Genomic DNA, 26,654 nt, shown 5'->3' on the forward strand with positions numbered 1-26,654 from the left:
TACAGCGCACGGCGACGTGCGCCGCACCGTGCCCTGGTCAGGCAGGCTTGGTGGGGGCCGCCGGCACGGCGCGGCGCTGCAATCGCCACAGCATGGCCAGCGATACCACGGCGCTGGCCACCACCACATAGCCCACGGTGTCGAAGTGCTGCAGCTTGCCGTCCGCGCCCTGCAGCACGATGTGGCCGGCCAGCACCGAGGCCACGCCGCCCGAGATCTGCTGCAGCGAGGCGCTGATGGCGCTGAAGGCGCCGCGCTGGCCGGGCGTGGGCACGCCAGCCATCATGGCCTGGAACGGTATCATGCGCGAGAAGATACCGACGAACATCAGCGCGTTGACCACCACCAGCAGCGCCAGCGGGATCACGCCCAGATGGGTGTAGATCACCACCATGGTCATGGACAGGATGGTGCCGGCCACGAACACGCGGAACTTGCCGTAGGCGTCGGCGGCGCGGCCTATCACGGGGCCGACGAAAATGGTGCACAGGCCGGTGACCAGGTACACCGTGGGCAGGTGGTGCAAGTCTATGCCCATGTTGTTGACGATGTATGCGCTGCTGAAGGGCATCAGCATGAAGCCGCCGGTGGCCAGCAGCATGGTGATGGCGAAGGCCAGCAGGTAGCGCCGCTCGGTCACGGTATGGAACAGGTGCATGAACGCGCTGTGTTCCTGCGGCTTGCCCAGGTGGGCGTTGACGGGCTCCAGCTTCCACGCCACCACCAGCCCGCCGGCGGCCGCGAACACGGCCATGGCGATGAAGGGCAGGTGCCAGCCCCAGTGGTTGGACAGGTAAATGCCGGCCGGGATGCCCAGCACCTGGCTGGCCGCGAAAGCGCTCTGGATGGAGCCCATGACGCGGCCGCGCATCTCGGGCGGGAACAAATCGGTGCAGATGGCCAGCACGATGGAGCCGATCACGCCGCCGAACAGGCCGGTGAAGATGCGCGCCGCCAGCAGGCTTTCGAAGCTTTGCGCCAGGCCGCACCACAGGGTGCCGACGATGAAGCCGCCGTAAAAGAACAGCAGCAGCTTCTTGCGGTCGTAGCGGTCGGCGAAACCGGCCGTCAGCAGGCCGGAGGCGCCGGCGCTGAACGCGTAGGCCGACACCACCAGGCCGAACTGGGTGGGCGTGATGCGCAAATCGGGCATGATGACGGCGCCCAGCGGCGACATCAGCATGAAGTCCAGGATCACGGCGAATTGCAGGAAGGCCAGCATGGCCACCACGCTTTTCTGGTAAGGCGAGAAGGGCGCCGCCGGGGCGCCGGTTTTTTTAAACATGAGGTTGTTCCTTGGATGGATGGAAGCGTCCGCGCCAGCGGCTGCGGAATTGCTCGCGTTCTTCGGGCGTCAGCGCATTCCAGCGCTGCCAGTCGCGGTGGCCGCCCCGTCCCTTGAAACCGCCGAACAGGATGCGGCATAGTACCAGCAAGCCGAGCGCGCGCCAGTAGTCGAGTGGGGAGGCGCCGGCAAACAGCGCGGGCACCACCCAGTTCCACAACTGCATGACGATGGCGCCCAGGATGGCGATGGCGGCCAGGGCGATGGGAATGAACCACAGTTTGCGTTTCATGTCTAAGCTCCTTTCAATCTAGGTAAAAGTGGATGAGCCGTCCGCGCAAATGCAGCACGGCATAGCGCTTGCGGGCCAGCAGGGTATTGAGGGGCACGCCGCTGGCGGCGGCCATGTCCTTGAAGCTCATGCCTTCCAGCTCGTGGGCGATGAAGACCTCGCGCTGGCTGGCCGGCAGTTCGTCCAGCGCGGCCTGCAGCGCGTCCAGCAGGCAGGTGCGGGCGTAGGCGCGTTCCGGGCTGCCATCCTCGGCCGGCAGGGGCAGGCCGAGGTGGTAGTCCTCGTCGTCGCCGGATGGTTCGGGCAGCGGCGCCTCCTTTTTCTTGCGGAAGCGGTCGATGATGCGGTTGCGCGCGACGCGGAACAGCCAGGCGCTGGCTTGCTCGATAGGCTCGGGCAAGCGGTAGGCTTGCACGAACTCGTAGAACACCTCCTGCAGGATATCTTCCGCCTCGCCCGGATCGCTGACGCGGCGCCGGATGAAGCTGCCCAGCCGCGAGCGTTCCTGTAACACGGTCGCGGTGATGTCCTGATCCTGCTCAGATGTTGTTCTTGATGCGCTCATAGACTGGTAGACGTTACTCGGTCCGGAATATTGTGTTCCGTTGAAAAGTTTTCGGGAGAACCCATGCCTACGATCAGTGTCTTTTATGGCATCGTGATTCAAATGTTTTTCCGCGACCATTTGCCGCCGCACTTCCATATCCATTATGCGGGCAGCAAAGCCACCTTTGATATCAGGAAGCTGATCCTGCTGGAGGGTCGCTTGCCGCGCAGGGAACTGCGCCTGGTCACCGCCTGGGCTAAACTGCATCAGGACGAATTGTTGGAAAACTGGCGCTTGTGCGAGTACATGCAGGCGCCGAATCCTGTTCCGCCATTGGAGTGAATGATGAACTGGGACGTGACCGAGGTCAGGCTGGAAGGCAGGCATGCTTTCCGGGTGCGATTCAGGGACGGTGCCGAGGGCGTGGTCAAATTCCTGCCTTCTGCATTCCGTGGCGTTTTTGCGCGCTTGAGTGATCCGGTGGAGTTTGCCCGGGTATCAGTGATGGATGGCGTGGTTGCATGGCCCGGCGATCTTGATTTGGCGCCGGATGCGATGCACGAACAAATATCGCGCCATGGAGAGTGGATACTGGACTGAAAAAAACCGCCAGGACGGCGGTTGGTGTTGCGGTTCACTTCGTCGCGGGCGGGTGCAGCGTGCCGGCCCGTCCCGCCGCGTAAGCCGCAGCGCCGGCCGGCTTCAACGGCGTGATGGTCTTGCGGATCTTGGCGACCTGGCGCGCGCTGGTGGCGCCGCCCCGGTTGCCCCAGCTTTGCTGGATGAAGTTCACCACCTGCGCCACCTGCTCGTCGCTGAGCTGGTCGGCATACGGCGCCATGGCCAGCGAGGATGGCGCCCCATGCGTGGCCGGCACCGCGCTGCCGGACAGCACGATGTTGATGGCCGAGGTCGGGTCCTGCGACTGCAGGATGGCGTTGCCCGCCAGCGCGGGGAAGGCGCGCTGGTAGCCCTTGCCGTCCGAGCGGTGGCAGCCGGCGCATTTGTTCAGGTACAGCAGCGCGCCCTCCGAACCGGGCTTTCCGTGGTACAGCGCCTGCGCCACCGCCGGATCGCCCTGGAACGGCGGCGCGCCGTTGCTGGCCCGGAGCGACTTCAGGTAGCGCGCCATGGCGCCCAGGTCGGCGTCGCTCAGGTACTGGGTGGAATGGCGCACCACGTCGCTCATGCCGCCAAACGCCGCCGTGTGGCCATTGCGTCCGGTCTTGAGGAAGGCCACGATGTCGGCCTCGCTCCAGCCGCCCAGGCCGCCGCCATGCTCGTTGCGCAGCGAGGGCACGTTCCAGCCATCGACCACGCTGCCGCCTGCCAGGTAATCCTTGTTGCCCAGGCCGGTCAGGGCCTTTTCCTGCATGGCCAGGCCGCGTTCCGTATGGCAGGCGCCGCAATGGCCCAGGCCTTCGACCAGGTAGGCGCCACGCTGCAGGGGCTGGTCGCCGCCGGCCGCCACCGTGTGCGGCTGCGGCGTGGGCGCGAACATCCAGCGCCACACGGCCAGGGGGAAGCGCAGCGACAGCGGCCATGGGATGTCGGACTTGCGGTTGCTGGTGGCGGCCGGCGCCACGCCCTGCATGAAGTAGGCGTACAGGGCCTTCATGTCGGCCTCGCTCAGGCGCGAGTAGGACGGATAGGGCATGGCCGGATACACGGTGTAGCCGGCCGGCGTGACGCCGGTTCGCATCAGCCGGTCGAAGTCCTGGAAGCTCCACTTGCCGATGCCGGCCTCCCGGTCCGGCGTGATATTGGTCGAGTACACCTTGCCGATGGGCGTGGCCAGCCCCAGACCGCCGGCGAACGGCTGTCCGCCGGCAGCCGTGTGGCAGGCCGCGCAGTCGCCGGCGCGGGCCAGGTATGCGCCTTGCCGTATCAGCTGGGTATCGGCCGTTGTTGCGGCCGTTGTAGCGGCCGTTGCAGCGGCCGGAGCCGGCGCGGCCCATGCCGCCACCGCCGTCAGCAGCGCGGACAGCCATATGGTGTGCATGGCGCGCCTCATGCCGGCACCAGCGGACGTGGATCGCGCAGGTACAGCTCGCGGATGGCCTTGGCCGACCAGTAGGTGAGCGCGGTCGCCAGCCCGGTCGGGTTGTAGCCTATGCCGACCGGGAACACGCTGGAGCCGACCGCGAACACATTGTGCACGTCCCAGCTTTGCAGGTAGCGGTTCAGCACGCTGGTGCGGCGGTCGGTGCCCATGGCGGTGCCGCCGGCCCAGTGCGTGGTCTGGTAGTTGCGCAGGTCAAAGTGGTCGCCGAAGTTCTTCAGGCTGACGTTGATGGCCTGCGGCTTCATGGCCTTGGCCACCTCCAGCATGTGGGTGGTCACGTAGCGGCTCATGCGGATATCGTTGTCCTTCCAGTCGAAGGTGAAGCGCAGCAGCTTTTGGCCGAACTGGTCGGTGTAGGTGGGATCGAGGTCCACATAGCAGTCGCGGTACACCATGTTGGAGCCGTGCACGTCGAACGAGACCGTGTTCAGGTAGCTGTCCCTGGCGGCCTTTTTCCAGGCCAGGCCCCAGCTGGGCGTGCCGGGCGGCACCGGGATGCCGGAAATCGGCTTGACCCCGGCCGGATTGCACCACACCGGCGCGCCGCCCACAAAGCCCAGCGGGCCATGGTCATAGTGGTCGCCGTTGTAGTCGTCCAGCGCCACCCCGGTGCCGCCGGCGCCGATGAAGGGATTGGTGTTGGTCCCGGGCGGGAAAAACATCTGCACGGTGGACATGGTCTGGTAGGCGATATTGCGGCCCACCACGCCCTCGTTGGCCACCGGATCGTAGGGCTGGCCTATGCCGGACACCAGGAACAAATGCGCATTGTTGTAGGCAAAGGTGCTGGCGATCACCAGCGCGGCCGGCTGCTGGACGGTCTTGCCGTCCGCGTTGACGTAGGTGACGCCGGTGGCCGTGCGCTTGCTGCCGTCCAGGTCGATGCGCAGCACATTGCAGTTGGGGCGCAGCTCGAAATTGGCCTTGTCGCGCAGGGCCGGCATGATGTTGACGTTGGGCGAAGCCTTGGAATAGTTGTAGCAGGCGAAGCCGGAACAGAAGCCGCAGAAATTGCAGGGCCCCATCTGGCAGCCATACGGGTTGGTGTAGGGCTGGGAGGCATTGGCCGACGGTTCAACAAAGGGATGCAGGCCCACCTCCAGCGCCGCCTGCTGGAACAGGTGGGCGGTGTACGGCACTTTTTGCGGCGGCAGCGGATACTCGCTGGAACGGTCGGCCTCGAACACATTGCCAGTGCCGGTGGTCTTGCCCTGGATGCGGTAGGCGGCGCCGGAAGTGCCGAACACTTTTTCCACGAAGTCGAAATGCGGTTCCAGTTCCTCGTAGCTGACGCCGAAGTCCTGGATGGTCATGCCTTCCGGGATGAATTTCTTGCCGTAGCGCTGTTCGTAGTGCGATTTGAGCTTCAGCTCCTCGGGCAGCACGCGCCAGTGCTGGCCGGACCAGTGCAGCCCGGCCCCACCCACGCCCGCGCCCGGCTTGAAGGCGCCGATCTGGCGGTAGGGCACGGCCGTGTCCTTGACGGCGTGGCGGAAGGTGAAGCTGCCCTTGGACAGGTCCTGGAACAGCTTGGCCCGCTGCAGATAGCTGAGCTCGTCGATGCTGTCGGGGTAGGCGCCGTCCGGGTAGGTGTCGCGGTAGCTGCCGCGCTCCAGGGCCAGGACGTTCAGTCCGGCTTCGGTCAATTCCTTGGCCATGATGGCGCCGGTCCAGCCGAAGCCGACGATGACCACGTCCACCGCTTTCATGGTGATGTCCGTCATGGGGACCTCAAGCGATGGCGGCGGGCGGCAGCGGATACTTCACGCCGTATTGCTCGACCCAGTCCATGTAGTCGGCGCGGGCGCCGGGAAAGCCTATCATGCGCCAGGCCGCCATGTCCTTGTTGCCGCCATGCCTGGGATCGCAGAAATAGCCTTCGTGGGTGTTCTGCAGCAGCTGGCCGAACAGCAGTTGGGCGGGCACCGGGCCGATGTCCAGCGTGTTTTTTTCCAGTTGGACTATCATGGCGTCGCGCAGGTCCGCTTCCAGTTCGGCGTACGGTTTGCCGTGCAGGCGGCGCGCCGCCTGGTTCAGGCCGGGCAGGGCGCTGCGGTACAGCTGGCGCGGATTCATGTGGAACTGGTAGCCGAATTCCGGCGCCGCCGCCACGAAGGGCGGCTGCATGTACCACAGGGCGCCGTGGGCGTAGGGGGTGTTCATCTGGCGGTCGATGAATTCGTGCACGCCGGCCTGCAGGGCGCCCGGGCCGTCCTCGCTGGGCGGGATCAGGCGGTCGACGGCGGCGCACAGCACGCCCCATTCCTCGCTGGTGAAATAGCTGGGTTGATAGGCGGCGGTGGGCGCGGCCACCGAGACCACGCCGGCGCCGCCGGCCAGCAGGGCCACGGCGGGCGCGCTGCCCAGGGCCTGGCGCAGGAAGCGCCGCCGCTGCGGCGAGATACCTGGTGTTGCCATGTTGGCTCCTCATCAATAGTTCATTTATGGATATTAACCAAAACGCCAATATGGCGATTTACTATTGAATCGATGGCGCCAAAAGCAAAAAGCCACTGGATCGCTCCAGTGGCTTTTTAACGGTATAACTTAACGATTAACGGTCGCCGTAGCTGCGGCGGGCGCCGTCGTTGCTGCGCGCGCCCTTGTAGCCGCCGCCGTTGCCGCCTTCGCGGTAGCCGCCGCCTTCACGGTGGCTGCTGCCTTCGCCGCGGTAGCCGCCTTCGCTACGATAGCCGCCGCCTTCCTTGCGCGGGGCGCCCGGTTTGCTGAAGCTGCGTTGGCCCGGCTTGGCGCCGCCACGGTTGTCGCCCGGCTTCCAGCCGCCCGGACGCGAGCTGCGCGCCGGGGCGGTTTTCTTGGGCTCGTAGCCTTCCACCACGTTGACCGGGATCAGCTGCTTGGTGAAACGCTCGATGCGCTTCACGTTCATGCCTTCGGCGTGGTTGACCAGCGAGATGGCCAGGCCGTTGCGGCCGGCGCGGCCGGTGCGGCCGATGCGGTGCACGTAGTCCTCGGGGAACTTGGGCAGGTCGTAGTTGAACACGTGGGTGATGGTCGGCACGTCGATGCCGCGCGCTGCCACGTCCGTGGCCACCAGCACTTTCACCTGGCCACGGCGCAGGCTGTCCAGGGTGCGGTTGCGGGCGCCCTGGTGCATGTCGCCGTGCAGGGCGGCAGCCGAGAAACCGGCGATGTTCAGGCGGTCGGCGATGGTGTCGGCGTCGCGCTTGGTTGCCGTGAAGACAACAGCCTGGTCCATGCTGTCGTCGCGCAGCAGGTGGTCCAGCAGGCGGTTCTTGTGCGACAGGTCGTCCACGAAGTGCACGCGCTGGGTGATGTTCTCGTGCTTGTTGGCCGCCGACATGATCTGGATCACTTGCGGATTCTTGGTGATGCGGCGCGCCATGTTGCCCACCACGCCGTCCAGGGTGGCCGAGAACAGCATGGTCTGGCGGCTGTCCGGGGTGGCTTCCACGATTTTTTCGATATCCTCGATGAAGCCCATGTCCAGCATGCGGTCGGCTTCGTCCAGCACCAGGATTTCCAGCTGCGAGAAGTCGATCTTGCCCGATTCCATGTGGTCGATCAAACGGCCGGGGGTGGCGACCAGGATTTCCGGGTTCTTGGCCAGCAGCTGCATCTGCTTGGGGTAAGGCATGCCGCCCAGGATGGAGACAGCTTTCAGGCGGCGCAGGTTGACGCTGTATTTATCGGTATTGGTGGTGACCTGCAGGGCCAGCTCGCGGGTCGGGGTCAGGACCAGCATTTTCGGCTGGGCTGCCTTGAAACGGGGGCGTTCGCCACGGGCGCGCGCCGACTGCGCTTCCTGGGCCGGAGTTTTGCCGGCCGCTGCGGGTTCCATGGCGGCCAGGCGGTGCAGCGAAGGCAGCATGAAGGCCGCGGTCTTGCCGGAGCCGGTTTGCGAGGATACCAACAGGTCCTGGCCCTGGATAGCGGCCGGTATCGCTTGCTCCTGGACCGGGGTGGGCTTGGTGTAGCCGGCGTCGGTCAGGGCTTTGATGATGGACGTGTTGAGACCTAGTGCTTCAAATGTCATTCTTTTCTTTCGTAAAAATCAGCATCCGGCCACACGACCGAACGCAACATAGCAACGCCAACCAAAACGAAATGACTCAATCAAAATCGATAGAAATTTCGGCACAAAAGCTTTGCGCCGGGACGGTGTCAGGTGCGACACACAGGGCGGAGGGCTTCAGATAAGCTGCATCGGAAACGATGCGGAAAGGCTTGCGGTGCTGCTTGGATGCTCCGGCTTCAGGCTGGAGCGACGCGCATATTGCAGCGCACAAGGAGGACTATACCGGAAACAGCCTGTTTTGTACAGGCCGTCGCTGCCGTGCGCGGGAAAGGGGCCCGCGAGTTATTGGGCTCCGCCGCAGGCGACCTGTTTGCCATCGCCGGAAACCTGGCAGAAATTGGCGTGGCCGCCGCAGGCGATTTGTTTTCCATCGCCGGAGGTATCGCAGAAATTGGCCTTGCCGCCGCAAGCGACGGAACTGCCGTCCGGGGAGCGCTGGCAGAAATTCGCCTGACCGCCGCAAGCGACATTTTTACCATCCGTGGAGTTTTGGCAGAAATTGGCCTGCCCGCCACAAGCCACTTGTTTTCCGTCTGTTGAAACCTGGCAGAAATTCGCACCCTGCTTATTCCCGGTTTTAATGTCTGTGGTGTTATTGCCCGGTACCGCGACCACACAGCCGGCCGATAATACAGCGATGGCGGCGGTGGTTATCCATGTTTTCAGCATACGTTCTCCTTTGAATATCCATTATGCATCAGTTCTTGCGCTGCGCGCTGAAAATTGGTGCAATCACGCCAATTTTTAGCATATCTTCCCTATGAAAGGACGAAAAAAAGCCGCCCGAAGGCGGCTTTGCATGACGGCGCGGATTACGCGGATGATTTACGCGTAGTCTTCCGCATTCAAGCCCATGACGTGCGAGAAACCGCCATCGACATAAGTGATTTCGCCGGTAATACCGGAAGCCAGATCGGACAGCAGGAAAGCGGCGGTATTGCCGACTTCCTCGATCGTTACATTGCGGCGCAGCGGTGCATGCGAAGAAGCAAAGCCCAGCAATTTACCGAAGTCTTTAATGCCGGAAGCGGCCAGGGTTTTAATCGGGCCGGCCGAAATACCATTGGAGCGAATGCCGTGCTTGCCCAGATTCTCGGCCAGATAACGTACCGAAGCTTCCAGCGAGGCTTTGGCCAGGCCCATGGTGTTGTAATAAGGAATAGCGCGGATGGCGCCCAGATAAGACAAGGTCAACAGCGACGAACCTTCTTTCAGCAGCGGCAGCGCGGCCTTGGCCAGGGCCGGGAAGCTGTATGCCGAAATATCGTGTGCAACGCGGAAATTCTCGCGGGTCAGGCCGTCCAGGAATTCGCCGGCGATGGCTTCGCGCGGGGCAAAGCCTATGGCGTGCACCAGACCGTCCAGGCGGTCCCAGCTCTGTGCCAGGCCGGTGAACAGGGCGGCGATCTGCTCGTCGCTGGTCACGTCGCAGTCGTACACCAGGCTGCTGCCGAACTCGGCGGCGAACTCGGTGATGCGGTCCTTGAAGCGTTCGCCCACATAGGTGAAGGCCAGTTCGGCGCCTTCGCGGTGGCAGGCTTTGGCAATGCCGTAGGCGATGGAACGGTTGGACAGCAAACCGGTGATGAGGATTTTTTTGCCTTGCAAGAACGCCATTATAGGACTCCAATTGCGTGCGACGCGCGCGGGCATTTCTTTATGGAAAGTCCGGCGCGGTCGGTTGGGTTTGTGTTATTAGTAGTTGGCCGGTTGGTCGCGCGGTGTGCGTGGCGGGGCTGGCTACCGCAAGACCGAGATTGTAGGGGGAGTGCGCCGCGACTGCAACCTGTTCCAGCCGCGGCGGCGGCATCAGTCGTCGCGGTGCTTGGACTTGTTGCGGGGCACGCGGGCCTTGACCAGGGAGACTGGAGCATCCTTGACGGCTTTGCCATTGCTCTTGGCCAACTTATAACCCTTGGCGCTCTTGCCGCTGCGTTCCGCTTCGTAGCTGACGCTGGCATTGTCCGCCACTTCCGGGGCGATGTCGCCCACCGAGGCCGACATTTTCGGCACCAGGATGGTGGAGCCGGCTTTCAGGACGGAACGCTGGGGAATGTTGTTGGCCTGGCGGATGACTTCCGGGGTGGTGTGGAAGCGCGAGGCCAGCGAGCTGATGCTTTCACGGGCGCTGCTGATCTTGTGCGTGGTCCAGGTCGAGAGTTCCTTGGTCCACTGCGCCAGGTTGAGGTGGAATTTCTCGGCGTTTTCCTTGGGCAGCAGGATCTTGGTCTGTTCGCCGCCGGTGATCACGGGGCGGTTGAACTGGGGATTCAGGGCCTTGAACTCATCCACCGACAGCTCGGCCAGGTGGGCGGCAATGGTCAGGTCGATATCGCTGGTCTTGTCCACGGCCGTGAAATACGGCTGATTATTAATAGGCGGCAGCGACAGGCCATACTGGCCCGGGTTGGCGACGATGTTTTTCACGGCCTGCAGCTTGGGTACGTAGTTGCGGGTCTCGGCCGGCATCAGTTCGGCCAGGCTCTCAAAGTCGGTTGGTTTGCCGGCGGCCTGGTTGCGCTTGATGGCTTTCTGTACCGAGCCTTCGCCCCAGTTGTAGGCGGCCAGGGCCAGCTGCCAGTCGCCAAACATGTCGTAAAGGCGCTGCAGATAGGTAAGGGCGGCGTCGGTCGAGGCCAGCACGCCGCGCCGCTCATCCTTGAAGGCATCCTGCTTGAGGTTGAAGTCGCGGCCGGTGCCGGGCACGAACTGCCACATGCCGGCCGCGTTGGCGCTGGACAGGGCGTTCGGGTTGAAGGCCGATTCGATGAAGGGCAGCAGCGCCAGCTCGGTCGGCATGCCACGCTTTTCCAGCTCGCTGACCACGTGGTACAGGTACAGCGAGGCGCGCGCCGTGGTGCGGGCAATATAGTCGGGACGGGTGCTGTACCAAGTGACGTGCTTGGCGACCAGCTGGTTGTTCACATCGGGGATGGCGTAGCCGGAACGGATGCGGCCCCACAGGTCGGTTTCCTTGAACAGTTCGTCGCCGGCCGGTTTAGCCGCTTTGTCTGCAACTTTGGTGGGTGTGAGGTCGGAGGAGGGGGACTTGCTGGTATTGCCGAGGCTGGCTGTGGCGGCGAGGGGAGCCTGGGCCAGGCCTGCCGCCGTATCGGCTGCCTGACCGGCGATGGGCGCCAGTAGCAGGAACATTGCGGCCAGTGCTGCGGTTTTAGCGTTGCTTGCTTGCATAGTTTTCCATTTCGACAAAGAAACATCGGACGGATTACGATTTAAACGGGGAGTGTACGAAGGTCGATATCTTGAGTCAAGAAATATGTCGATTCCATGACAAAATATTTGTTTAGTGCTTTTTGGAAATAGTTACGCGATAGTAAAAAGAAGATGCGTGCAAGTTGGCAGAACTTGCCATCCGGTGCGGCTCAGGTTCGGCCAGGATCAAGCGTTTGTCCAGAAGGACGGCTACAAAGTATGAGATAGCGCAAAGAGTGCGTACAATTCTGCTTTTGAGTTTCAAGGAATCGCACCAATGAGTACCCCAGTTGCCCGCCAGGCCATTGCCGCCACTGCCGCCTGGCTGGAAAAGGCCGTGATCGGCCTCAACCTGTGTCCTTTTGCCAAGGCTGTGCACGTCAAGCAGCAAGTCCGCTACGTGGTCAGCGAGGCCACCACGCCGGAAGCGCTGCTGGAGCAACTGATGGATGAGTTGCAATATCTGGCCGACGCCGATACGGACAAGGTCGACACGACCCTGCTGATCCACCCGCAGGTGCTGAACGATTTCGAGGATTACAACGAATTCCTGGACGTGGCCGATGCCGCCCTGGAAGACATGGACCTGGACGGCGTGCTGCAGGTGGCCAGTTTCCACCCCGACTACCAGTTCGCCGATACCGACCGCAACGATATCGAGAACTATACCAACCGTTCGCCCTACCCGACCCTGCACCTGCTGCGCGAGGACAGCATAGACCGCGCGGTCCAGGCCTTCCCGGATGCGGCCGAGATCTTCGAAAAGAACATGGACACCCTGCGCGCCCTGGGGCACGAGGGCTGGGACAAGCTGATGGAGGGCCAATGAGCGATTTGCCCATACGCCCGGACACGCCCTGCGTGGCGGTCTGCTCGACCACCTTCGACGAGGTGTGCCGCGGCTGCGGCCGCACCGTGGTCGAGGTGGCGCACTGGGTGTCCATGACGCCCGAGCAGAAGGAAGCGGTATGGGTGCGCATCCTGGCGCAGGGCTACCCGCGTCGCAGCACCTGAGCCTGGCCCTGGAACGGGACGTTCAATAGCTCCCGATGTAGTCTTTCTTGCCGATTTCTAAACCATTATGCCGCAGGATGTCATACGCCGTGGTGGCGTGGAAATAGAAGTGCGGCAGGGCGTAGTGGAACAGATAGGTCTGGCCGGTGAAGTGCTTGGTCTTGTCGCCGCTGCCGGTGGTGATGGCGCGCGTTTCGCTGCCTTCGATGGCGCCCTGCGGCACGCTGTCGATGTAGGCCAGGGTCTTGGCGATGCGGGCCTTGAGTTCCTCGAAGCTTTGTTCCTTGTCCTCGTAGGCCGGCACTTCCTGGCCGCCCAGGCGCGCTGCCGCGCCCTTGGCGAAGTCGCAGGCGATCTGGATCTGGCGCGTGAAGGGCAGCATGTCGGGGAACAGGCGGAATTGCAGCAGGGCTTCGGGCGCGATCTTTTTCTCGGCCGCGTACACTTCGGCCTTTTCCAGGATGGCGTGCAAGCTGTTCAGGATCTGCTTGAACACGGGAATGGAAGCGGTGTACATGGAAAACGTGGTCATGGCGGTTTCTCTTTGAACGAATGGAAGCGCGATCATAGCCGCTCTGTGGGTTTTTTGCCCAGCGGCCAATTCGGGTGACTTTTAAACCAGGTTTACGTGCATAATTCTACATAGCAAGAGTTTGCGCCGCCTGGGTGCATGCCTGTCCCATTTTTACCTCGATGATGCAAACTTATCAATTCGCAGCGCATGGCTAGCACGCTCTATGAAAGGCTGCGCGCGCGCCTCAGCGCCCTGTACGGGCTGTCGATCTACGGCGCGCTGCTGCTGGTGGTGTTCGGCGGGCTGGTGATTCCCGCCATTATCGGCAGCTATCTGCTGATCGGCGTACATGAGCAGCAGTCGGCGCGCGTGGCCCTGAACGAGGCGTTGCAGCGCAATGCCGACATCCTGGCCCTGGGCATGCAGGAATCACTGTGGAACATGAATGCCGAATCGGCCCAGTCGCTGGTCGAGTCGGTCATGCGCGACCGTTCGGTGCTGCAGGTGCAGGTCATGGGCCAGGCCGATACCCAGTTCATGAGCTTGCATTCGCCACGTCGTCCCACCGGCAACGTTTACCGCGCCGAGCGCGAGATCCTGGTGCGCGGCGAGCGCATCGGCCGCATCATGGTCGAGATGGACGATGCCCGCAGCCAGCAGGAGCTGCGCGAGAAGCAGCTGTCCTATGTATTCGTACTGGCCAGCCAGATCATGGTGTCGCTGATCCTGATCGTACTGTTCCTGAACGCCCGCCTGCTGAAACCGCTGCGCAAGCTGATGCGCTTTTCCGACCGCCTCTCGCACGGTGATTTCGAGACCAGGCTGGACCTGGTGGGCAGCGACGAGCTGGGCCGCCTGGCGCAGCAGATGGAGCAGATGCGGGTCGCCGTCAAGCGCCTGTTCGAGGATATCGGCCGGCGCGAGGAGCGCTTCCGCACCATCGTGACCCAGGTGCCGGGCGCGGTGTTCCGCTTCCGCCCGGACGGCGCCATCGATTTCGTCTCGGACGCCATCGAGGAGATTTCCGGCTATTCCGCCGCCCAGTTCATGCGCAGCACCACCCATGCCTGGGCCAACCTGATCGCGCCGGAAGACCGCAAGCGCCAGCGCCGCTGCGTGAGCGAGGCGATACGCACCGGCCAGCCCTACGCCATCGAATACCGCATCGTGGACGCCAACGGCGCCCAGCGCTGGGTGGCGGAAAACGGCCAGCCGCAGGCGCGCGAAGCCGATGGCGGCGAGGCGCCCTGGGTGGATGGCATCATTTCCGACATCAGCCAGCGCAAGCACAATGAGATGCGCATCGAAGCCCTGCTGGCCGAGCAGAGCGCCATCCTGGACAACGTCATGTTCGGGGTCATGTTCGTACGCAACCGCACCATCGTCTCGGCCAACCGCCGCTGCGAGGAACTGTTCGGCTACACGGCGGGCGGGATGACGGGGGCCTCCACCGCCATCGTGTTCCCCAGCACGGCCGACTTCGAGTCCGCCGGGGTGCGCCAGTATCCCTCGCTGTCGCAGGGCGACTACTTCAACGAGGAGCGCCAGTACCGGCGCCGCGACGGCAGCCTGTTCTGGTGCATGGTGAGCGGCTACGCGCTCGACCATCACCGCGCCAATGAAGGCAGCATCTGGGTGTACGCCGACATCACGGCGCGCAAGGAAGCGGAGGAAAAACTCAGCCTGTCGGCCACCGTGATCGAGCACATCGCCGACGGCGTGGTGGTGCTGGACAACGAGGGCGTGATCGTGGCCGTCAACCCCGCCTTCACCCGCATCACCGGCTACAGCGAAGAGGAAGCGCTGGGCAAGGACCGCACCCTGACCCGCTCCGGCCGCCACGAACCCGGCTTCTACGAGGCCATGTGGCGCGAGCAGGTCGAGCAGGGCTTCTGGCAGGGCGAACTGTGGAACTTGCGCAAGAACGGCGAGCAGTACCTGGAATGGCTGACGGTGAGCGCGGTGCGCGACGCCAAGGGCCGCACCACCCATTACGTGGGGGTGTTCAGCGACATCACCAAGGCCAAGGAATCGCAGGAAAAGCTGGACCACCTGGCGCACCACGATCCGCTCACGGCGCTCCCCAACCGCCTGCTGTTCAACGACCGCCTGCAGCACGCGCTGCAGCGCGCGGGGCGCGACGGCGAGCAACTGGCCCTGCTGTTCATCGACCTGGACCGCTTCAAGAACGTCAACGACACCCTGGGCCATCACATCGGCGACGAGCTGCTGAAACAGGTGGCGCGCGCCTTGCACGACAAGCTGCGCGAGGGCGACACCCTGGCGCGGCTGGGCGGCGACGAATTCATCGTGCTGCTGGAGAATGTGGAGAATCCGTTTGCCGCCAGCCAGGTGGCGGAAAAGCTGGTGTCCATGTTCGAGCAGCCCTTCATGGTGGCCGGCCATGAGCTGTTCGTCACCTGCAGCGTGGGCATCAGCCTGTTCCCCAGCGACGCCGCCGACCTGAATATGCTGATACGTAACGCCGACGTGGCCATGTACCAGGCCAAGGCGCGCGGCCGCAACGGCTACAGCTTCTATGCCCCGTCCATGACCGGCGAGGGCGTGGAGCGCCTGCGCCTGGAGACCTTCCTGCGCCGCTCGATCGAGAAGGACGAGATCTTCCTCAACTACCAGCCGCAAGTGGAAATCGACAGCGGCCGCCTGATGGGCGTGGAGGCGCTGGTGCGCTGGAACCATCCGGAGCTGGGCTTGATCCCGCCGTTCCGCTTCATCCCGCTGGCCGAGGACACCGGTTTCATCAACCAGCTCGGCAAGTGGGTGCTGTTCGAGGCCTGCCGCCAGATGGTGCGCTGGCAGGAGGCCGGCCTGTACGTGCCCAAGATCGCGGTCAACCTGTCGGTCAAGCAGTTCGAGCGCGGCAGCATGGTGGGCGTGGTGGCCGACATCCTGCGCGAGACCGGGCTGGAGCCGCACCGTTTGCAGCTGGAGGTGACCGAGTCCGTTATCATGAATACCGGCGACGCGCTGGCCTTCATCAACGACCTGCACGCCATCGGCGTCAGCCTGGCGATCGACGATTTCGGCACCGGCTATTCCTCGCTGGCCTACTTGAAGCAGATGCCGGTGCAGACCCTGAAGATAGACCGTTCCTTCATCAAGGATATCTCGACCGACGTCAACGACGAGGCCATTGCGATTGCCATCATCCAGCTGGGCAAGAGCATGAACTTGTCCGTGGTCGCGGAAGGCGTGGAAACCGCGGAGCAGGCCGCCTTCCTGCTGCGCCACGGCTGCAACCTGGCGCAGGGCTATCTGTACAGCCGCCCGCTGCTGGCGGCAGACATGCTGGAGCGCTGGCGTGGCTGACGGCGCGGTCAAGGGTTCGCGGCGCCGTTTCATCCTCAGCGGCGTGGCCGGGGCCGGGGCGCTGCTGGTGGGCTGGGGTGTGTATCCGGCGCGCCAGCGCCTGCATGGCAGCCGCCCGTTGCCGCTGCGCGACGGCGCCATCCAGTTGAATGGCTGGGTGGCGATCGCGCCGGATGGCACGGTCAGCATCGCCGTCCCTCGCAGCGAAATGGGGCAGGGCGTGCACACGGCCTTGCCCATGCTGGTGGCCGAGGAGCTGGACGTGCCGCTGTCTGCGGTGCGCGTGGTGCAGGCGCCGCCGGACCATATCTACGGTAACGTGGCCGTGATCCAGGATGGGCTGCCTTTCCATCCCGACGACCAGGGCAGGCTGAAAGCGGCCACGCTCTGGACCCTGGGCAAGGTGGCGCGCGAAATGGGCCTGTCCCTGACAGGCGGCTCGACCAGCATCAAGGATGCCTGGCAGCCCATGCGCGAGGCCGGGGCCACGGCCCGCGCCCAGCTGGTGGCGGCCGCGGCCCAGGCCTGGAAGGTGGCGCCAGCGGCTTGCCGCACCGAAGCCGGGCACGTGATTTACGGCCAGCGGCGCGCCTCCTACGGCAGCCTGGCGGCGCAGGCCGTCGGCGCCGCGCCGGGCGAGGTGGTGCTCAAGGCGCCAGCGGACTTCCGCCTGATCGGCCAGCCGGTCGCGCGCCTGGACACGCCGTCCAAGGTCAATGGCAGCGCCGTGTTCGGCATCGATGTGCGCCTGCCCGGCATGCTGTATGCGGCGGTGCGCATGTCGCCCATTATCGGCGGTACGCTGGCGGGCATGGACGCGGCGCCGGTGCTGAAGATGCCGGGCGTGCAGCGCGTGATGGATTTTTCTTCCGCGCTGATCCCCAACGCGGGCGCCGGCGCCGGTGTCGCCGTGGTGGCTTCCACCTGGTGGCAGGCGAAAAGCGCGGCCCAGGCGCTGGAATTGTCCTGGGCCGAGGGCGCCAATGGCAGGCTGGCCTCGGACGCGGTGTGGAAGGAGCTGGCGGCCGCCATGGAGCGCGACTCCGGCCACGTTTACCACGCGGTGGGCGACGTGGAGGCGGTCCAGGGCGCGGCGCGCGCCGTGAGCGCCGAATACCGGGCGCCTTTCCTGGCGCACGCCGCCATGGAGCCCATCAGCTGCACGGCGCAGGTGGTCAACGGCAAATGCCATGTGTGGGCCGCCACCCAGTCGCCCACCTTCGCTATTCAGGCGGCGGCCAGGGCGGCCGGGGTGCCGGAATCCGAGGTCGAATTGACCGTGACCTTGCTGGGCGGCGGCTTCGGCCGGCGGCTGGAGGTGGACATGGTGGCGCAGGCGGTGGCCATCGCCCGCCAGTGCGCCGGCGCGCCGGTGCAGATGATCTGGTCGCGCGAGGACGACCTGGCGCATGATGTGTACCGTCCGGCCGCGCTGGCCCGCTACAGCGCCTTGCTCGATGGCGCGGGCGCCGTGCTGGCCTATGTATGCAAGGCGGCCAGCGGTTCGGTGTCGCAGCATTTCGGGCGGCGCTACCTGGCGCTGCCGGTGGCCGGGCCGGAAAAGGCCCTGGCCGAGGGGCAGTTCGACCATCCCTATGAATTCCCCAGCCAGCGGCTCAGCTACTTGGTGGTGGATAGCGCCGTCCCGCTGGGTAACTGGCGCTCGGTCGGACACTCGCACAACGCTTTCTTCAAGGAGTGCTTCATCGACGAGCTGGCCCATGCGGCGGGCCAGGACGGCGCCGCCTACCGGCGCGGCCTGCTGCGCCGCCATCCGCGCCAGCTGGCCGTGCTGGACGCGGCGCTGGCCCGCGCCGGCAGCGCGCCCGAGGGCAGGGCGCATGGCGTGGCCCTGCACCAGTCGTATGGCACCATCGTGGCCCAGGTGGCGGAAGTGTCGGTGCAGGGCAGGGAGATCCGCGTGCACCGCGTGGTGTGCGCGCTCGATTGCGGCATCGCGGTCAATCCCAGCCTGATAGCGCAGCAGGTCGAGTCATCGGTGGTGTTCGGGCTGTCGGCGGCGCTGTACGGCAATATCAGCATCAGGGATGGAAAGGTGGAACAGTCCAATTTCCACGATTACCCGGTGCTGCGGCTGGCCCAGGCGCCCGAGGTGGAAACCGTCATCCTGCCCAGCGACCAGCCGCCCGAAGGCATGGGCGAACCGGCCGTGCCGCCGCTGGCGCCGGCCGTGGCCAACGCCGTGTTCAAGCTGACCGGGCAGCGATTACGCAGCCTGCCGCTGGTCCTGTCCTAACTAGGCTGCGTCCAGCAGGACGCGCAGATTGCATTCCTCTTGCCAGGTGCGGCGTTCCTCGCTGCCGGCGGCCAGGCGCGCCAGTTCTTCCTCGCTGTGTTCGGTGGTGGCGACGATCAGGCGCTGGGCCACGCCGCCGTCCGGCACCATGGTGCCGAAGAAGGCCACCTGGCCGCCGCGCTGCAGCAGCAGGGTGGGGAAGTTTTCCACGTCCATGTCGCCCACCAGGTCGGCCTGGTCTTCGATGTCTATCCAGACGAAGCATTTATCGGGATGGCGCTCGGCCAGCTGCTCGAAGGTGGCGCGGTAGCTGGCGCAGGTACCGCACCAGCCGGCGCACAGGCAGGCGACGATCCAGCGGCCGTCCGCCAGGGCGGCTTGCAGCTGGTCGCGGTTGTCATGGTTCAGGGTCAGGCTGTGCATGGGTTGTCGGCAAAAACAGCGCTCGCGGCGCCGGTCAGGCGTATTCTACATGGCGGCGCGCAGTCGCGCCGGCGCCGCCCCACAGGTTAAAATACGGGATGCCTATCATTCTTGCCATTGAAACCTCGTCCGAGCTCGCTTCCTGCGCCCTGCTGCGGGACGAGACCCTTATCGTCCGTGAGTCGTCCGGCGTGCGCACCCATTCCCAGTCCGTGCTGCCCATGGTACAGGAGCTGCTGGCCGAGGCCGGCATCGCGCTCAAGGATTGCGACGCCATCGCCTTCGGCTCCGGTCCCGGTTCCTTTACCGGCGTGCGCACCGCCTGCGGCATCGCCCAGGGCCTGGCTTTCGGGGCGGGGCTGCCGGCCGTGCCGGTGGTGACGCTAGCTGCCATGGCGCTGGCCTGCCGTCAGCGCCATGGCGCCGGCGAGGTGCTGGCCGTGCTCGACGCGCGCATGGGCGAAGTCTATTGGGCCCAGTACCGTTTCGGCGCCGGACTGGCGCCGGTAGCCGTGCAGCCGCCGGTGCTGTCCGCGCCCCAGGCGGTGGCGCCGCAGGGCACGGTGACGGCCTGCGGCAATGGCTTGTCCGCCTATGCCGAGGCCTATGCCGGGCAGCCCTATGCCCAGGGCGGCCATGCGGACATCATGCCGCACGCGGCCCAGGTCGCGCAGCTGGCGGCCATCGCCTTTGCCGAGGGCCGCACCGTGACGGCGGCCGAGGCCCAGCCGCTCTACCTGCGCAACAAGGTCGCCTATACCCAGGCCGAGCGCCGTAGCATGGCTGAAGCGGCGGCCCAGGGGGAGGCCGGCGCATGACGCAGGTATGGGATCTGGCCCGGCTCCACTATGAGCCCATGCGCGAGTCGGACCTGGCCGAGGTGTTCGAGGTGGAACAGGCGGTGTATCCGCATCCGTGGACCCTGGCCAATTTCGCCGATTCGCTGGCCAGCGGCTACCAGGCCTGGGTGCTGCGTGATACCGATGCCCAGCTAATGGGCTATTTCCTGCTGATGACGGCGGTCGACGAGGCGCATCTGCTGAACGTGGCGGTGGCGGCCGGACGCCAGGGCCAGGGGCTGGGGCGCGCCCTGCTGAACCAGGCGGTGGCCTGCGCGCGCGGGCTGGGCATGGCGTCGGTGCTGCTGGAGGTGCGCCCGTCCAACACGCGGGCGCTGAATATCTATCAACGCTACGGCTTCCAGACCATAGGCCGGCGCAAGGCTTACTACCCGGCCGCCAACGGCCTGCGCGAGGACGCCATCGTGATGCGCTTTACGCTATGAACCGCAGCGACATCTTTTTGAACGAAATGGGCGTCGGGGTGCAGTGGAAGCTGCGCCATCCGGCGCCGGAGCCGGCCGTGCATGCGGACAGCGGGCTGGCAGAGCAGTCTGCAGGCCATGCGCCAGCAGTCGAGCTTGTGTCGGCCGGGGAGCCGCGCCTTGCGGGCAGCGTAGTGGCCGAGACGCCGCCATCCGGCGCAGTAGACCAGGCGCCGCCTTCCGGCGCCGCCGCCGACGCGATGCCATCCGATCACGCGGCGCTGAACGCGTCTGCGTGGGATGACACGCCGGCGGCCGCGCCGCCTATCGCTCGTCCCGTGCCTGCCGCACCACCGCCCGCAGCCGCGCGGGACCTGGACGAGTCCACCGCCTGGTTCGACGACGCCCCCGTGCCGGAGGCAGCGCCGGCAGAGGCCCGCCAGCCGTCCATCGCCGCCATGGGCTGGACCGAGCTGCGCGCCGCCGTCAAGAACTGCACGCGCTGCGAGCTGTGCGCCACCCGCCGCAACGCGGTGCCGGGACGGGGCGCGGAGGGCGCGCGTTTCATGGCCATCGCCGCCGCCCCCACGGTGCAGGACGAGGACGAGGCGCGCGCCATCACCGGCCAGGGCGGAGTCCTGCTGGACAATATGCTCAAGGCCATCGCCCTGGCGCCGGAGGAAGACGTCTACGTCACCAGCCTGGTGAAATGCCGTCCCGGCAGCCCGGACGGCGCCAGCCGCGCACCCAGCGCCGCCGAGCTGGAGGCCTGCCGCCCCTACCTGGAGCGCGAACTGGCCCTGACTGGCGCCACCCAGCTGTTGACTCTGGGCCAGGCTGCCGCCAAAGGCTTGAACCTGTCCTCGCGCGGCAAGGTGCACCGCTACGGCGCGCTGCCGGTGGTGGCCACCTACCATCCCGACGACCTGCTGAAGCGGCCGGAAGACAAGGCCAAGGCCTGGGCCGACCTGTGCCTGGCGCGCGCTGCCCGTGACTAGTCCGGCATCCGCCTTCGATCCTTACCAGGCCGGCTACGCGCAGCGCTGGCCGCATTTGCACCACCCGCACGTGCGCGCCCTGGCCTGGTTGCTGGATGCGCCCGGCCTGCTGGACCCGGCCGCGTCACTATGGCAAGGCCGCATTGCCAGTTGCGGCCCGGCCACGGCGCGCACCGCTGCCTGGCTGCAGGAGCAGGAGCACGATCCGTCGGCGCTGGAGGCCGCGCTCGGCCAGCGCAGCCACACCCGCCTTGGCCTGTACGCGGAACAGCTGATGGCATATTACTTCCGGCAGCAGGGCGTGCTGCACGCCCACGGCCTGCAGGTGCGCGACCACAAGGACACGGTGGGCGAGTTCGATTTCCTGCTCGATGAGGACGGCGCCCTGGTCCACCTGGAATTCGCCACCAAGTTCTACCTGCTGGACGGCGTCACTGCCGGTTTCGGTGGCCTGGTCGGTCCCAACCTGGCCGACACCCTGGGCTACAAGATGCGCAAAATCTTCGACCAGCAGCTGGCGCTGGCGGACCATCCGGCCGCGCAGGCGCTGCTGGCGCGTCCCGTGCGGCGCGCCCAGGCGCTGGTGAAAGGCTGGCTGTTCTATCCGGCCGGCGCGCAGCCGCGCATGGAGGGCATCGCGGCGCCGCACTGCCACGGCTTCTGGATGACGCACGGTGAAGCCGCCACGCTGCCCGGCGGGCGCTACGTGCTGCTGCCGCGCATGCAATGGCTGGCGCCGTGGAAGGGCGCGCCGGATTCCGTGGAGATGGATAAACAGGCATGGCTGCAGGCGCTGGACGAGCACATGGCCAGCGCCGCCACGCCCATCATGACGGCGGTGGTGGCGGAGCAGGATGGCTGGCTGGTGGAGCAGCGGCGCGGTTTCATCGTGCCGGACGGCTGGCGCGAACAGGCTGCCGCGCGCCGGGCGTCGGGCGCGTTGCCTGTCTAGCAGCTCTCTGGCAGGAGGCGCCGCGACGGCCCTTGGTCCGGTTTGAAGCGCCGCTCAGTGTTTCATTTCGCCGATCAGCGCCACGGAATCGAACTCGCGCTGGTTGGCCTTGTGGCGCCGGATGATGAGCAGCATGGTGCCGGCCACGAACAGGCCGAACAAGGCGATGATGACATCCAGGTGCAGGTGCAGGCGCAGCATCAGCGAATACATGGCCAGCATGGTGAGGATGGACAGGTTTTCATTGAAATTCTGCACCGCGATCGAGTGGCCGGCGCTCATCAGCACATGGCCGCGGTGCTGCAGCAGGGCGTTCATGGGCACCAGGAAGAAGCCGGTCAGCAGGCCGACCAGGATCAGCAGCGGATAGGCCATGGGGACCGACGTCACCATCGTCATGCTCATGACGATCACGCCCATCAGCACGCCCAGCGGTATCACCTTGAGCGACTTGCGCAGCGAGATGAAGCGCGCCGACAGCACGGCGCCCAGGGCCACGCCGATGGCGACCACGCCGACCAGGGTGGTGGCTTTCTCGTAATTCAGGTTCAGGCTGCGCTTGGCCCATTCCAGCACGATGAACTGCAGGGTGGCGGCGGCGCCCCAGAACAGGGTGGTGACGGCCAGTGAAATCTGGCCCAGCTTGTCCTTCCACAGCAGGGCGTTGCACTCGGCGAAATCGGTGATCAGCTTGATCGGGCTGTGCTGCTGGTGGCCATATTTGCAGCCGGTGTCGGGAATGCGCAGATTGAACAGGGCGGCCAGGATGTAGGTGCCGGTGACCACGCACAGGGCGGCTTCGGTGGGCGTATCGACCCCGGTCTCGATCACGGGGAAATCAAAGGACAGCAGCATGCCCGAGGCGCGCGGGCTGACCAGGGCGCCGCCCATCACGGTGCCGAAGATAATCGACAGCACGGTCAGGCCCTCGACCCAGGCGTTGGCCACCACCAGCTTTTCGGCCGGCAGCAGCTCGGTCAGGATGCCGTACTTGGCGGGGGAATACACGGCGGCGCCGAAGCCCACCACGGCGTAGGCCGCCAGCGGATGGACATGGGCAAAGATCATCAGGCAGCCCACGATCTTGATCGTGTTGGAGATGAACATGACCTGCCCCTTGGGGCGGGAATCGGCGAAAGCGCCGACAAATGCAGCCAACAACACGTAAAACAGGACAAAAGACAGCTTCAGCAATGGGGTGATCCACCCCGGCGACTTCATCGTGATGAGCAGGTCGATGGCCACGTAGAGCAGGGCGCTGTCGGCCAGCGACGAAAAGAACTGCGCCGCCATGATGGTATAAAAACCACGATTCATTCTGGGATGCCTGAAAACATATCTGGCATGCTTTATACCACACTCTCTTGAGATGCCCCAACAAACAGGCGGCTTGGAGGCTACTTCTTGGCTGCGGGCGCAGGGGTTGCGGGGGCTGGCTGCTGGATGGCGGGCGCCGGCCGGGCGTAGATGATGATGGGGGCGGCGGGAGCCTTGGGAACCGCGTTGTTCAGCACGAAAGTCACGACCGTAATGGCGGCCACCGCCATGCCGGACACGGAGCCGACTATCCATTTGACCATGGTGGACGCCAGTTCATGCAAGTCAGCCTTGGTCGCCATCTGGTCCAGGCGAGTTTCTATCCTCACAAGGCGCTCGCGGGTATCGGTGGCGAATTCTTCCAGCCGCTCCAGCCGTTTTTTGGCGTCGACCGCGAATTCTTCAAGTTTTTCTATGCGTGCTTCCATCCATTCATCATGTGCCGTGGCCCAGTCAAACTCAATTAAGCTCAAGTGGTTCCATTGATGTGCCTCAATGCGCTGGACCAGCCTGCGCCAGCCGTGGGCGCTCCGGTAAAATACCCGCTTCCTGTCTTCATCGAGTAACCTTATGCCACGGCCGATATTTGCAACCATCCATCTCGACTCCATGCAACGCAACCTGGCCCGGGTGCGCGCCTGCTCGCCGGGCGCCAGGGCGTGGGCCGTGGTCAAGGCCAACGGCTATGGCCATGGACTGGAGCGCGCCATGCGCGGCTTTGCCGACGCCGATGGCTTGGCCCTGGTCGAGCCCGACAGCGCCGTGCGCCTGCGCGAACTGGGCTGGACCAAGCCCATCTTATTATTAGAGGGTTTCTTCGATACCCACGATTTGCAGGACATGGCGGCACACCGCATCCAGGCCGCCGTTCATTGCTACCAGCAAATGGACTGGCTGGATGCGGTGGCGGCCGACTTTACCGCGCGCGGCATCAAGCTGGACCTGCACCTGAAAATGAATACCGGCATGAACCGGCTGGGCTTTCTGCCGTCCGGGTTTGCCGCCGCCCACGCCCGCCTGCGCGCCATCCCCTGCGTCGGCGAGATCACCCTGATGACCCACTTCGCCAACGCCGACGCCGCCGCCCATCCGCTGCTGCCGCTGCGCGAGCAGATCCGCCGCTTTGAGCAAGGCGCGGCCGGCCTGCCCGGCGCGCGCAGCCTGTCCAATTCGGCCGGCGTGCTGCACGAGCGCGAACTGGACGGTTTGCTGCGCAACGACTGGGTGCGCCCCGGCATCATGCTGTACGGCGGCTCGCCGGGCGGCCAGCCGGCCGAGGAATTCGGCCTGCAGCCCACCATGACCCTGGCCAGCGAGATTATCGGCGTACAGGAACTGGTGGCGGGCGATTGTGTCGGCTACGGCAGCCGCTTCCAGGCCGACGCGCCCATGCGGGTGGGCGTGGTGGCCTGCGGCTATGCGGACGGCTATCCGCGCCACGCCCCGCTGGGTACGCCCATCCTGGTGGACGGCGTGCGCACCCGCCTGGTCGGCCGCGTGTCCATGGACATGCTGACCGTGGACCTGACCGACATACCGCAGGCCACCGTGGGCAGCAAGGTGGTGCTGTGGGGGCGCGGCATGCCCATCGACGAGGTGGCCGAGGCGGCCGGCACCATAGGCTACGAGCTGATGTGCGCGCTGGCGCCGCGCGTGGCCGTGGTGGAGGGCTGAGCGCATGGCCAAGGCCAAGACCAATTACACCTGCAGCGAGTGCGGCGCCATCAGCAGCAAGTGGACCGGCCAGTGTTCGTCCTGCCAGCAGTGGAACACCATGCTGGAGACGGCCATCGAGACGGCCGCCAACAACCGCTACACCTCGCCCCAGCATTTGTCGCTGGCGCAGACTGCGCCGGTGCTGTCGCTGGCCGATATCGAGGCGGTCGACGTGCCGCGCTTCGGCACCGGCATCGAGGAATTCGACCGCGTGCTGGGCGGCGGCCTGGTGGCAGGCGGCGTGGTGCTGATCGGCGGCGACCCCGGCATCGGCAAGTCGACCCTGCTGCTGCAGGCGCTGGCCAATGTGTCCAACCTGAAAAAGACGCTGTATGTGAGCGGCGAGGAGTCCGGCGCCCAGATCGCCCTGCGCGCCAAGCGCCTGCAGATCGACGCCCGCGAACTGAAGCTGCAGGCCGAGATCCAGCTGGAGAAAATCCTCGCCACCCTGGCCGACCTGAAGCCGGAAGTGGCCGTGATCGACTCCATCCAGACCATTTATTCGGACGCCCTGACCTCGGCGCCCGGGTCGGTGGCCCAGGTACGCGAGTGCGCGGCCCAGCTGACCCGGGTCGCCAAGCAGACCGGGGTGACCATCATCCTGGTCGGCCACGTCACCAAGGAGGGCGCGCTGGCCGGGCCGCGCGTGCTGGAGCACATCGTCGACACGGTGCTGTACTTCGAGGGCGACAGCCATTCCAGTTTCCGGCTGGTGCGCGCCATCAAGAACCGCTTTGGCGCGGTCAATGAAATCGGCGTGTTCGCCATGTCCGAGCGCGGGCTGAAAGGGGTGTCGAACCCTTCGGCCCTGTTCTTGTCCCAGCACGACAACCAGGTGCCCGGCTCGTGCGTGATGGTGACCCAGGAGGGTACCCGGCCGCTGCTGGTGGAAATCCAGGCCCTGGTGGACGCCAGCCATTTGCCGAACGCGCGCCGGCTGTCGGTGGGCCTGGAACAGAACCGCCTGGCCATGCTGCTGGCCGTGCTGCACCGCCACGCCGGCATTGCCGCCTTCGACCAGGATGTGTTCATCAATGCGGTGGGCGGGGTCAAGATCACGGAACCGGCGGCCGACCTGGCGGTGCTGCTGGCGATTAATTCCTCGATGCGCAACAAGGCGCTGCCGCGCGGCTTCGTGGTGTTTGGCGAAGTCGGCCTGGCCGGCGAGATACGCCCGGCGCCGCGCGGCCAGGAGCGGCTGCGCGAGGCCGCCAAGCTGGGCTTCTCGCTGGCCATGATCCCCAAGGCCAACGCGCCCAAGCAGCCCATCGAGGGCATGACCATCATCGCGGTCGAGCGCATCGACGATGCCTTTGCCCGCATGCGGGAGCACCAGTAATCATATTTTGGTAAGATTGATACCAGGGCAAAAATTCTGATCTGCAACAAGATGAATTGCCCGGTAGA

At 65.3% G+C, this 26,654-nt stretch carries 26 protein-coding genes; 12 read left to right on the plus strand and 14 right to left on the minus strand.

The window, feature by feature from the left end:
• Nucleotides 1–37 precede the first annotated feature (37 nt).
• From ACLB1G_RS26190 to ACLB1G_RS26200, 3 genes are read right to left on the minus strand one after another with little or no spacing between them, the layout of a single operon-like run.
• Complete coding sequence (locus tag ACLB1G_RS26190; RefSeq protein ID WP_491630201.1) at nucleotides 38–1,285, minus strand: MFS transporter; 1,248 nt, start codon at nucleotides 1,283–1,285, stop codon at nucleotides 38–40.
• Nucleotides 1,278–1,577: a hypothetical protein gene (locus tag ACLB1G_RS26195; RefSeq protein WP_491630202.1), complete on the minus strand. Its 300-nt coding sequence runs from the start codon at nucleotides 1,575–1,577 to the stop codon at nucleotides 1,278–1,280. The genes ACLB1G_RS26190 and ACLB1G_RS26195 overlap by 8 nt, the downstream gene beginning before the upstream one ends.
• 13 nt (nucleotides 1,578–1,590) lie before the next feature.
• Nucleotides 1,591–2,142 (minus strand): RNA polymerase sigma factor, encoded by a 552-nt coding sequence (locus ACLB1G_RS26200; protein WP_491630203.1) that lies wholly within the window; start codon nucleotides 2,140–2,142, stop codon nucleotides 1,591–1,593.
• Between the two features lie 63 nt (nucleotides 2,143–2,205).
• On the opposite strand from ACLB1G_RS26200, the gene ACLB1G_RS26205 reads away from it, so the two are divergent.
• Together ACLB1G_RS26205 and ACLB1G_RS26210 are read left to right on the plus strand one after the other, a co-directional pair.
• Entirely contained in the window at nucleotides 2,206–2,466 is a 261-nt protein-coding gene (locus ACLB1G_RS26205; protein ID WP_491630204.1) for a DUF4160 domain-containing protein, read from the plus strand.
• On the plus strand, nucleotides 2,467–2,724 hold the full coding sequence (locus ACLB1G_RS26210; RefSeq protein WP_491630205.1) for a DUF2442 domain-containing protein: 258 nt from the start codon (nucleotides 2,467–2,469) through the stop codon (nucleotides 2,722–2,724).
• A gap of 34 nt (nucleotides 2,725–2,758) precedes the next feature.
• Here ACLB1G_RS26210 and ACLB1G_RS26215 read toward each other — a convergent pair whose 3' ends face one another.
• The 7 genes from ACLB1G_RS26215 to ACLB1G_RS26245 all read right to left on the minus strand — a co-directional run bounded on the left by ACLB1G_RS26215 (nucleotide 2,759) and on the right by ACLB1G_RS26245 (nucleotide 11,441).
• Nucleotides 2,759–4,126, minus strand: a complete 1,368-nt coding sequence (locus tag ACLB1G_RS26215; RefSeq protein ID WP_491630206.1) for a cytochrome c — start codon at nucleotides 4,124–4,126, stop codon at nucleotides 2,759–2,761.
• 8 nt (nucleotides 4,127–4,134) lie between these two features.
• On the minus strand, nucleotides 4,135–5,913 hold the full coding sequence (locus tag ACLB1G_RS26220) for a GMC family oxidoreductase (protein WP_491630207.1): 1,779 nt from the start codon (nucleotides 5,911–5,913) through the stop codon (nucleotides 4,135–4,137).
• A gap of 7 nt (nucleotides 5,914–5,920) precedes the next feature.
• Nucleotides 5,921–6,607 carry a gluconate 2-dehydrogenase subunit 3 family protein gene (locus ACLB1G_RS26225; RefSeq protein WP_491630208.1) on the minus strand — a complete coding sequence of 229 codons (687 nt, stop codon included), beginning with the start codon at nucleotides 6,605–6,607 and terminating at the stop codon, nucleotides 5,921–5,923.
• Nucleotides 6,608–6,743: 136 nt separating this feature from the next.
• Nucleotides 6,744–8,207, minus strand: coding sequence for a DEAD/DEAH box helicase (locus tag ACLB1G_RS26230; protein ID WP_491630209.1), 1,464 nt, complete (start codon nucleotides 8,205–8,207; stop codon nucleotides 6,744–6,746).
• 324 nt (nucleotides 8,208–8,531) lie between these two features.
• Nucleotides 8,532–8,918 carry a hypothetical protein gene (locus ACLB1G_RS26235; protein ID WP_491630210.1) on the minus strand — a complete coding sequence of 129 codons (387 nt, stop codon included), beginning with the start codon at nucleotides 8,916–8,918 and terminating at the stop codon, nucleotides 8,532–8,534.
• A gap of 156 nt (nucleotides 8,919–9,074) precedes the next feature.
• Nucleotides 9,075–9,866 carry an enoyl-ACP reductase FabI gene (gene fabI / locus ACLB1G_RS26240; protein WP_491630211.1) on the minus strand — a complete coding sequence of 264 codons (792 nt, stop codon included), beginning with the start codon at nucleotides 9,864–9,866 and terminating at the stop codon, nucleotides 9,075–9,077.
• 192 nt (nucleotides 9,867–10,058) lie between these two features.
• Nucleotides 10,059–11,441: a transglycosylase SLT domain-containing protein gene (locus tag ACLB1G_RS26245; RefSeq protein ID WP_491630212.1), complete on the minus strand. Its 1,383-nt coding sequence runs from the start codon at nucleotides 11,439–11,441 to the stop codon at nucleotides 10,059–10,061.
• Between the two features lie 298 nt (nucleotides 11,442–11,739).
• Between ACLB1G_RS26245 and ACLB1G_RS26250 the strand changes: the two genes are divergently transcribed.
• Nucleotides 11,740–12,291 (plus strand): DUF1415 domain-containing protein, encoded by a 552-nt coding sequence (locus ACLB1G_RS26250; protein WP_491630213.1) that lies wholly within the window; start codon nucleotides 11,740–11,742, stop codon nucleotides 12,289–12,291.
• Complete coding sequence (locus ACLB1G_RS26255) at nucleotides 12,288–12,476, plus strand: DUF1289 domain-containing protein (protein ID WP_491630214.1); 189 nt, start codon at nucleotides 12,288–12,290, stop codon at nucleotides 12,474–12,476. Before ACLB1G_RS26250 ends, ACLB1G_RS26255 begins: the two co-directional genes overlap by 4 nt.
• 22 nt (nucleotides 12,477–12,498) lie before the next feature.
• Here the strand turns inward: ACLB1G_RS26255 and ACLB1G_RS26260 are convergent, their stop codons facing one another.
• Nucleotides 12,499–13,008: a DUF1993 domain-containing protein gene (locus ACLB1G_RS26260; RefSeq protein WP_491630215.1), complete on the minus strand. Its 510-nt coding sequence runs from the start codon at nucleotides 13,006–13,008 to the stop codon at nucleotides 12,499–12,501.
• Nucleotides 13,009–13,197: 189 nt separating this feature from the next.
• Here ACLB1G_RS26260 and ACLB1G_RS26265 point away from each other — a divergent pair, with 189 nt between their 5' ends.
• Together ACLB1G_RS26265 and ACLB1G_RS26270 are read left to right on the plus strand one after the other, a co-directional pair.
• A complete protein-coding gene (locus tag ACLB1G_RS26265) occupies nucleotides 13,198–16,320 on the plus strand; it encodes an EAL domain-containing protein (protein WP_491630216.1) in 3,123 nt (1,040 codons plus the stop codon).
• Complete coding sequence (locus ACLB1G_RS26270; protein ID WP_491630217.1) at nucleotides 16,313–18,577, plus strand: xanthine dehydrogenase family protein molybdopterin-binding subunit; 2,265 nt, start codon at nucleotides 16,313–16,315, stop codon at nucleotides 18,575–18,577. Before ACLB1G_RS26265 ends, ACLB1G_RS26270 begins: the two co-directional genes overlap by 8 nt.
• On the opposite strand, the gene ACLB1G_RS26275 is transcribed toward ACLB1G_RS26270, so the two are convergent.
• Nucleotides 18,578–19,000, minus strand: a complete 423-nt coding sequence (locus ACLB1G_RS26275) for a thioredoxin family protein (protein ID WP_491630218.1) — start codon at nucleotides 18,998–19,000, stop codon at nucleotides 18,578–18,580.
• A 98-nt stretch (nucleotides 19,001–19,098) separates the two neighbouring features.
• On the opposite strand from ACLB1G_RS26275, the gene tsaB reads away from it, so the two are divergent.
• From tsaB to ACLB1G_RS26295, 4 genes are read left to right on the plus strand one after another with little or no spacing between them, the layout of a single operon-like run.
• Nucleotides 19,099–19,818: a tRNA (adenosine(37)-N6)-threonylcarbamoyltransferase complex dimerization subunit type 1 TsaB gene (tsaB, locus tag ACLB1G_RS26280; protein ID WP_491630219.1), complete on the plus strand. Its 720-nt coding sequence runs from the start codon at nucleotides 19,099–19,101 to the stop codon at nucleotides 19,816–19,818.
• The gene (gene rimI / locus ACLB1G_RS26285) at nucleotides 19,815–20,285 is read left to right on the plus strand and encodes a ribosomal protein S18-alanine N-acetyltransferase (RefSeq protein ID WP_491630220.1); all 471 of its coding nucleotides are present in this window, start codon (nucleotides 19,815–19,817) and stop codon (nucleotides 20,283–20,285) included. The genes tsaB and rimI overlap by 4 nt, the downstream gene beginning before the upstream one ends.
• Nucleotides 20,282–21,262 carry a uracil-DNA glycosylase gene (locus ACLB1G_RS26290; RefSeq protein WP_491630221.1) on the plus strand — a complete coding sequence of 327 codons (981 nt, stop codon included), beginning with the start codon at nucleotides 20,282–20,284 and terminating at the stop codon, nucleotides 21,260–21,262. The genes rimI and ACLB1G_RS26290 overlap by 4 nt, the downstream gene beginning before the upstream one ends.
• Entirely contained in the window at nucleotides 21,255–22,214 is a 960-nt protein-coding gene (locus ACLB1G_RS26295; RefSeq protein WP_491630222.1) for a DUF1853 family protein, read from the plus strand. The genes ACLB1G_RS26290 and ACLB1G_RS26295 overlap by 8 nt, the downstream gene beginning before the upstream one ends.
• Nucleotides 22,215–22,268: 54 nt before the next feature.
• On the opposite strand, the gene lplT is transcribed toward ACLB1G_RS26295, so the two are convergent.
• Both lplT and ACLB1G_RS26305 read right to left on the minus strand, forming a co-directional pair.
• Entirely contained in the window at nucleotides 22,269–23,531 is a 1,263-nt protein-coding gene (gene lplT / locus ACLB1G_RS26300) for a lysophospholipid transporter LplT (RefSeq protein ID WP_491630223.1), read from the minus strand.
• A gap of 80 nt (nucleotides 23,532–23,611) precedes the next feature.
• On the minus strand, nucleotides 23,612–23,959 hold the full coding sequence (locus ACLB1G_RS26305) for a hypothetical protein (RefSeq protein ID WP_491630224.1): 348 nt from the start codon (nucleotides 23,957–23,959) through the stop codon (nucleotides 23,612–23,614).
• Between the two features lie 142 nt (nucleotides 23,960–24,101).
• On the opposite strand from ACLB1G_RS26305, the gene alr reads away from it, so the two are divergent.
• Nucleotides 24,102–25,205, plus strand: coding sequence for an alanine racemase (alr, locus tag ACLB1G_RS26310; RefSeq protein ID WP_491630225.1), 1,104 nt, complete (start codon nucleotides 24,102–24,104; stop codon nucleotides 25,203–25,205).
• Between the two features lie 4 nt (nucleotides 25,206–25,209).
• Nucleotides 25,210–26,586 (plus strand): DNA repair protein RadA, encoded by a 1,377-nt coding sequence (gene radA, locus ACLB1G_RS26315; RefSeq protein WP_491630226.1) that lies wholly within the window; start codon nucleotides 25,210–25,212, stop codon nucleotides 26,584–26,586.
• Nucleotides 26,587–26,654: the final 68 nt, after the last annotated feature.

The sequence above is a fragment of the Duganella kummerowiae genome (assembly GCF_053572355.1).

Coding starts and splice junctions, on each gene's coding strand:
- ACLB1G_RS26190 (WP_491630201.1), bottom strand. CDS start 1,285: ATGTTTAAAAAAACCGGCGCCCCGGCGGCGCCCTTCTCGCCTTACCAG.
- ACLB1G_RS26195 (WP_491630202.1), bottom strand. CDS start 1,577: ATGAAACGCAAACTGTGGTTCATTCCCATCGCCCTGGCCGCCATCGCC.
- ACLB1G_RS26200 (WP_491630203.1), bottom strand. CDS start 2,142: ATGAGCGCATCAAGAACAACATCTGAGCAGGATCAGGACATCACCGCG.
- ACLB1G_RS26205 (WP_491630204.1), top strand. CDS start 2,206: ATGCCTACGATCAGTGTCTTTTATGGCATCGTGATTCAAATGTTTTTC.
- ACLB1G_RS26210 (WP_491630205.1), top strand. CDS start 2,467: ATGATGAACTGGGACGTGACCGAGGTCAGGCTGGAAGGCAGGCATGCT.
- ACLB1G_RS26215 (WP_491630206.1), bottom strand. CDS start 4,126: ATGCACACCATATGGCTGTCCGCGCTGCTGACGGCGGTGGCGGCATGG.
- ACLB1G_RS26220 (WP_491630207.1), bottom strand. CDS start 5,913: ATGACGGACATCACCATGAAAGCGGTGGACGTGGTCATCGTCGGCTTC.
- ACLB1G_RS26225 (WP_491630208.1), bottom strand. CDS start 6,607: ATGGCAACACCAGGTATCTCGCCGCAGCGGCGGCGCTTCCTGCGCCAG.
- ACLB1G_RS26230 (WP_491630209.1), bottom strand. CDS start 8,207: ATGACATTTGAAGCACTAGGTCTCAACACGTCCATCATCAAAGCCCTG.
- ACLB1G_RS26235 (WP_491630210.1), bottom strand. CDS start 8,918: ATGCTGAAAACATGGATAACCACCGCCGCCATCGCTGTATTATCGGCC.
- fabI (WP_491630211.1), bottom strand. CDS start 9,866: ATGGCGTTCTTGCAAGGCAAAAAAATCCTCATCACCGGTTTGCTGTCC.
- ACLB1G_RS26245 (WP_491630212.1), bottom strand. CDS start 11,441: ATGCAAGCAAGCAACGCTAAAACCGCAGCACTGGCCGCAATGTTCCTG.
- ACLB1G_RS26250 (WP_491630213.1), top strand. CDS start 11,740: ATGAGTACCCCAGTTGCCCGCCAGGCCATTGCCGCCACTGCCGCCTGG.
- ACLB1G_RS26255 (WP_491630214.1), top strand. CDS start 12,288: ATGAGCGATTTGCCCATACGCCCGGACACGCCCTGCGTGGCGGTCTGC.
- ACLB1G_RS26260 (WP_491630215.1), bottom strand. CDS start 13,008: ATGACCACGTTTTCCATGTACACCGCTTCCATTCCCGTGTTCAAGCAG.
- ACLB1G_RS26265 (WP_491630216.1), top strand. CDS start 13,198: ATGGCTAGCACGCTCTATGAAAGGCTGCGCGCGCGCCTCAGCGCCCTG.
- ACLB1G_RS26275 (WP_491630218.1), bottom strand. CDS start 19,000: ATGCACAGCCTGACCCTGAACCATGACAACCGCGACCAGCTGCAAGCC.
- tsaB (WP_491630219.1), top strand. CDS start 19,099: ATGCCTATCATTCTTGCCATTGAAACCTCGTCCGAGCTCGCTTCCTGC.
- rimI (WP_491630220.1), top strand. CDS start 19,815: ATGACGCAGGTATGGGATCTGGCCCGGCTCCACTATGAGCCCATGCGC.
- ACLB1G_RS26290 (WP_491630221.1), top strand. CDS start 20,282: ATGAACCGCAGCGACATCTTTTTGAACGAAATGGGCGTCGGGGTGCAG.
- lplT (WP_491630223.1), bottom strand. CDS start 23,531: ATGAATCGTGGTTTTTATACCATCATGGCGGCGCAGTTCTTTTCGTCG.
- ACLB1G_RS26305 (WP_491630224.1), bottom strand. CDS start 23,959: ATGGAAGCACGCATAGAAAAACTTGAAGAATTCGCGGTCGACGCCAAA.
- alr (WP_491630225.1), top strand. CDS start 24,102: ATGCCACGGCCGATATTTGCAACCATCCATCTCGACTCCATGCAACGC.
- radA (WP_491630226.1), top strand. CDS start 25,210: ATGGCCAAGGCCAAGACCAATTACACCTGCAGCGAGTGCGGCGCCATC.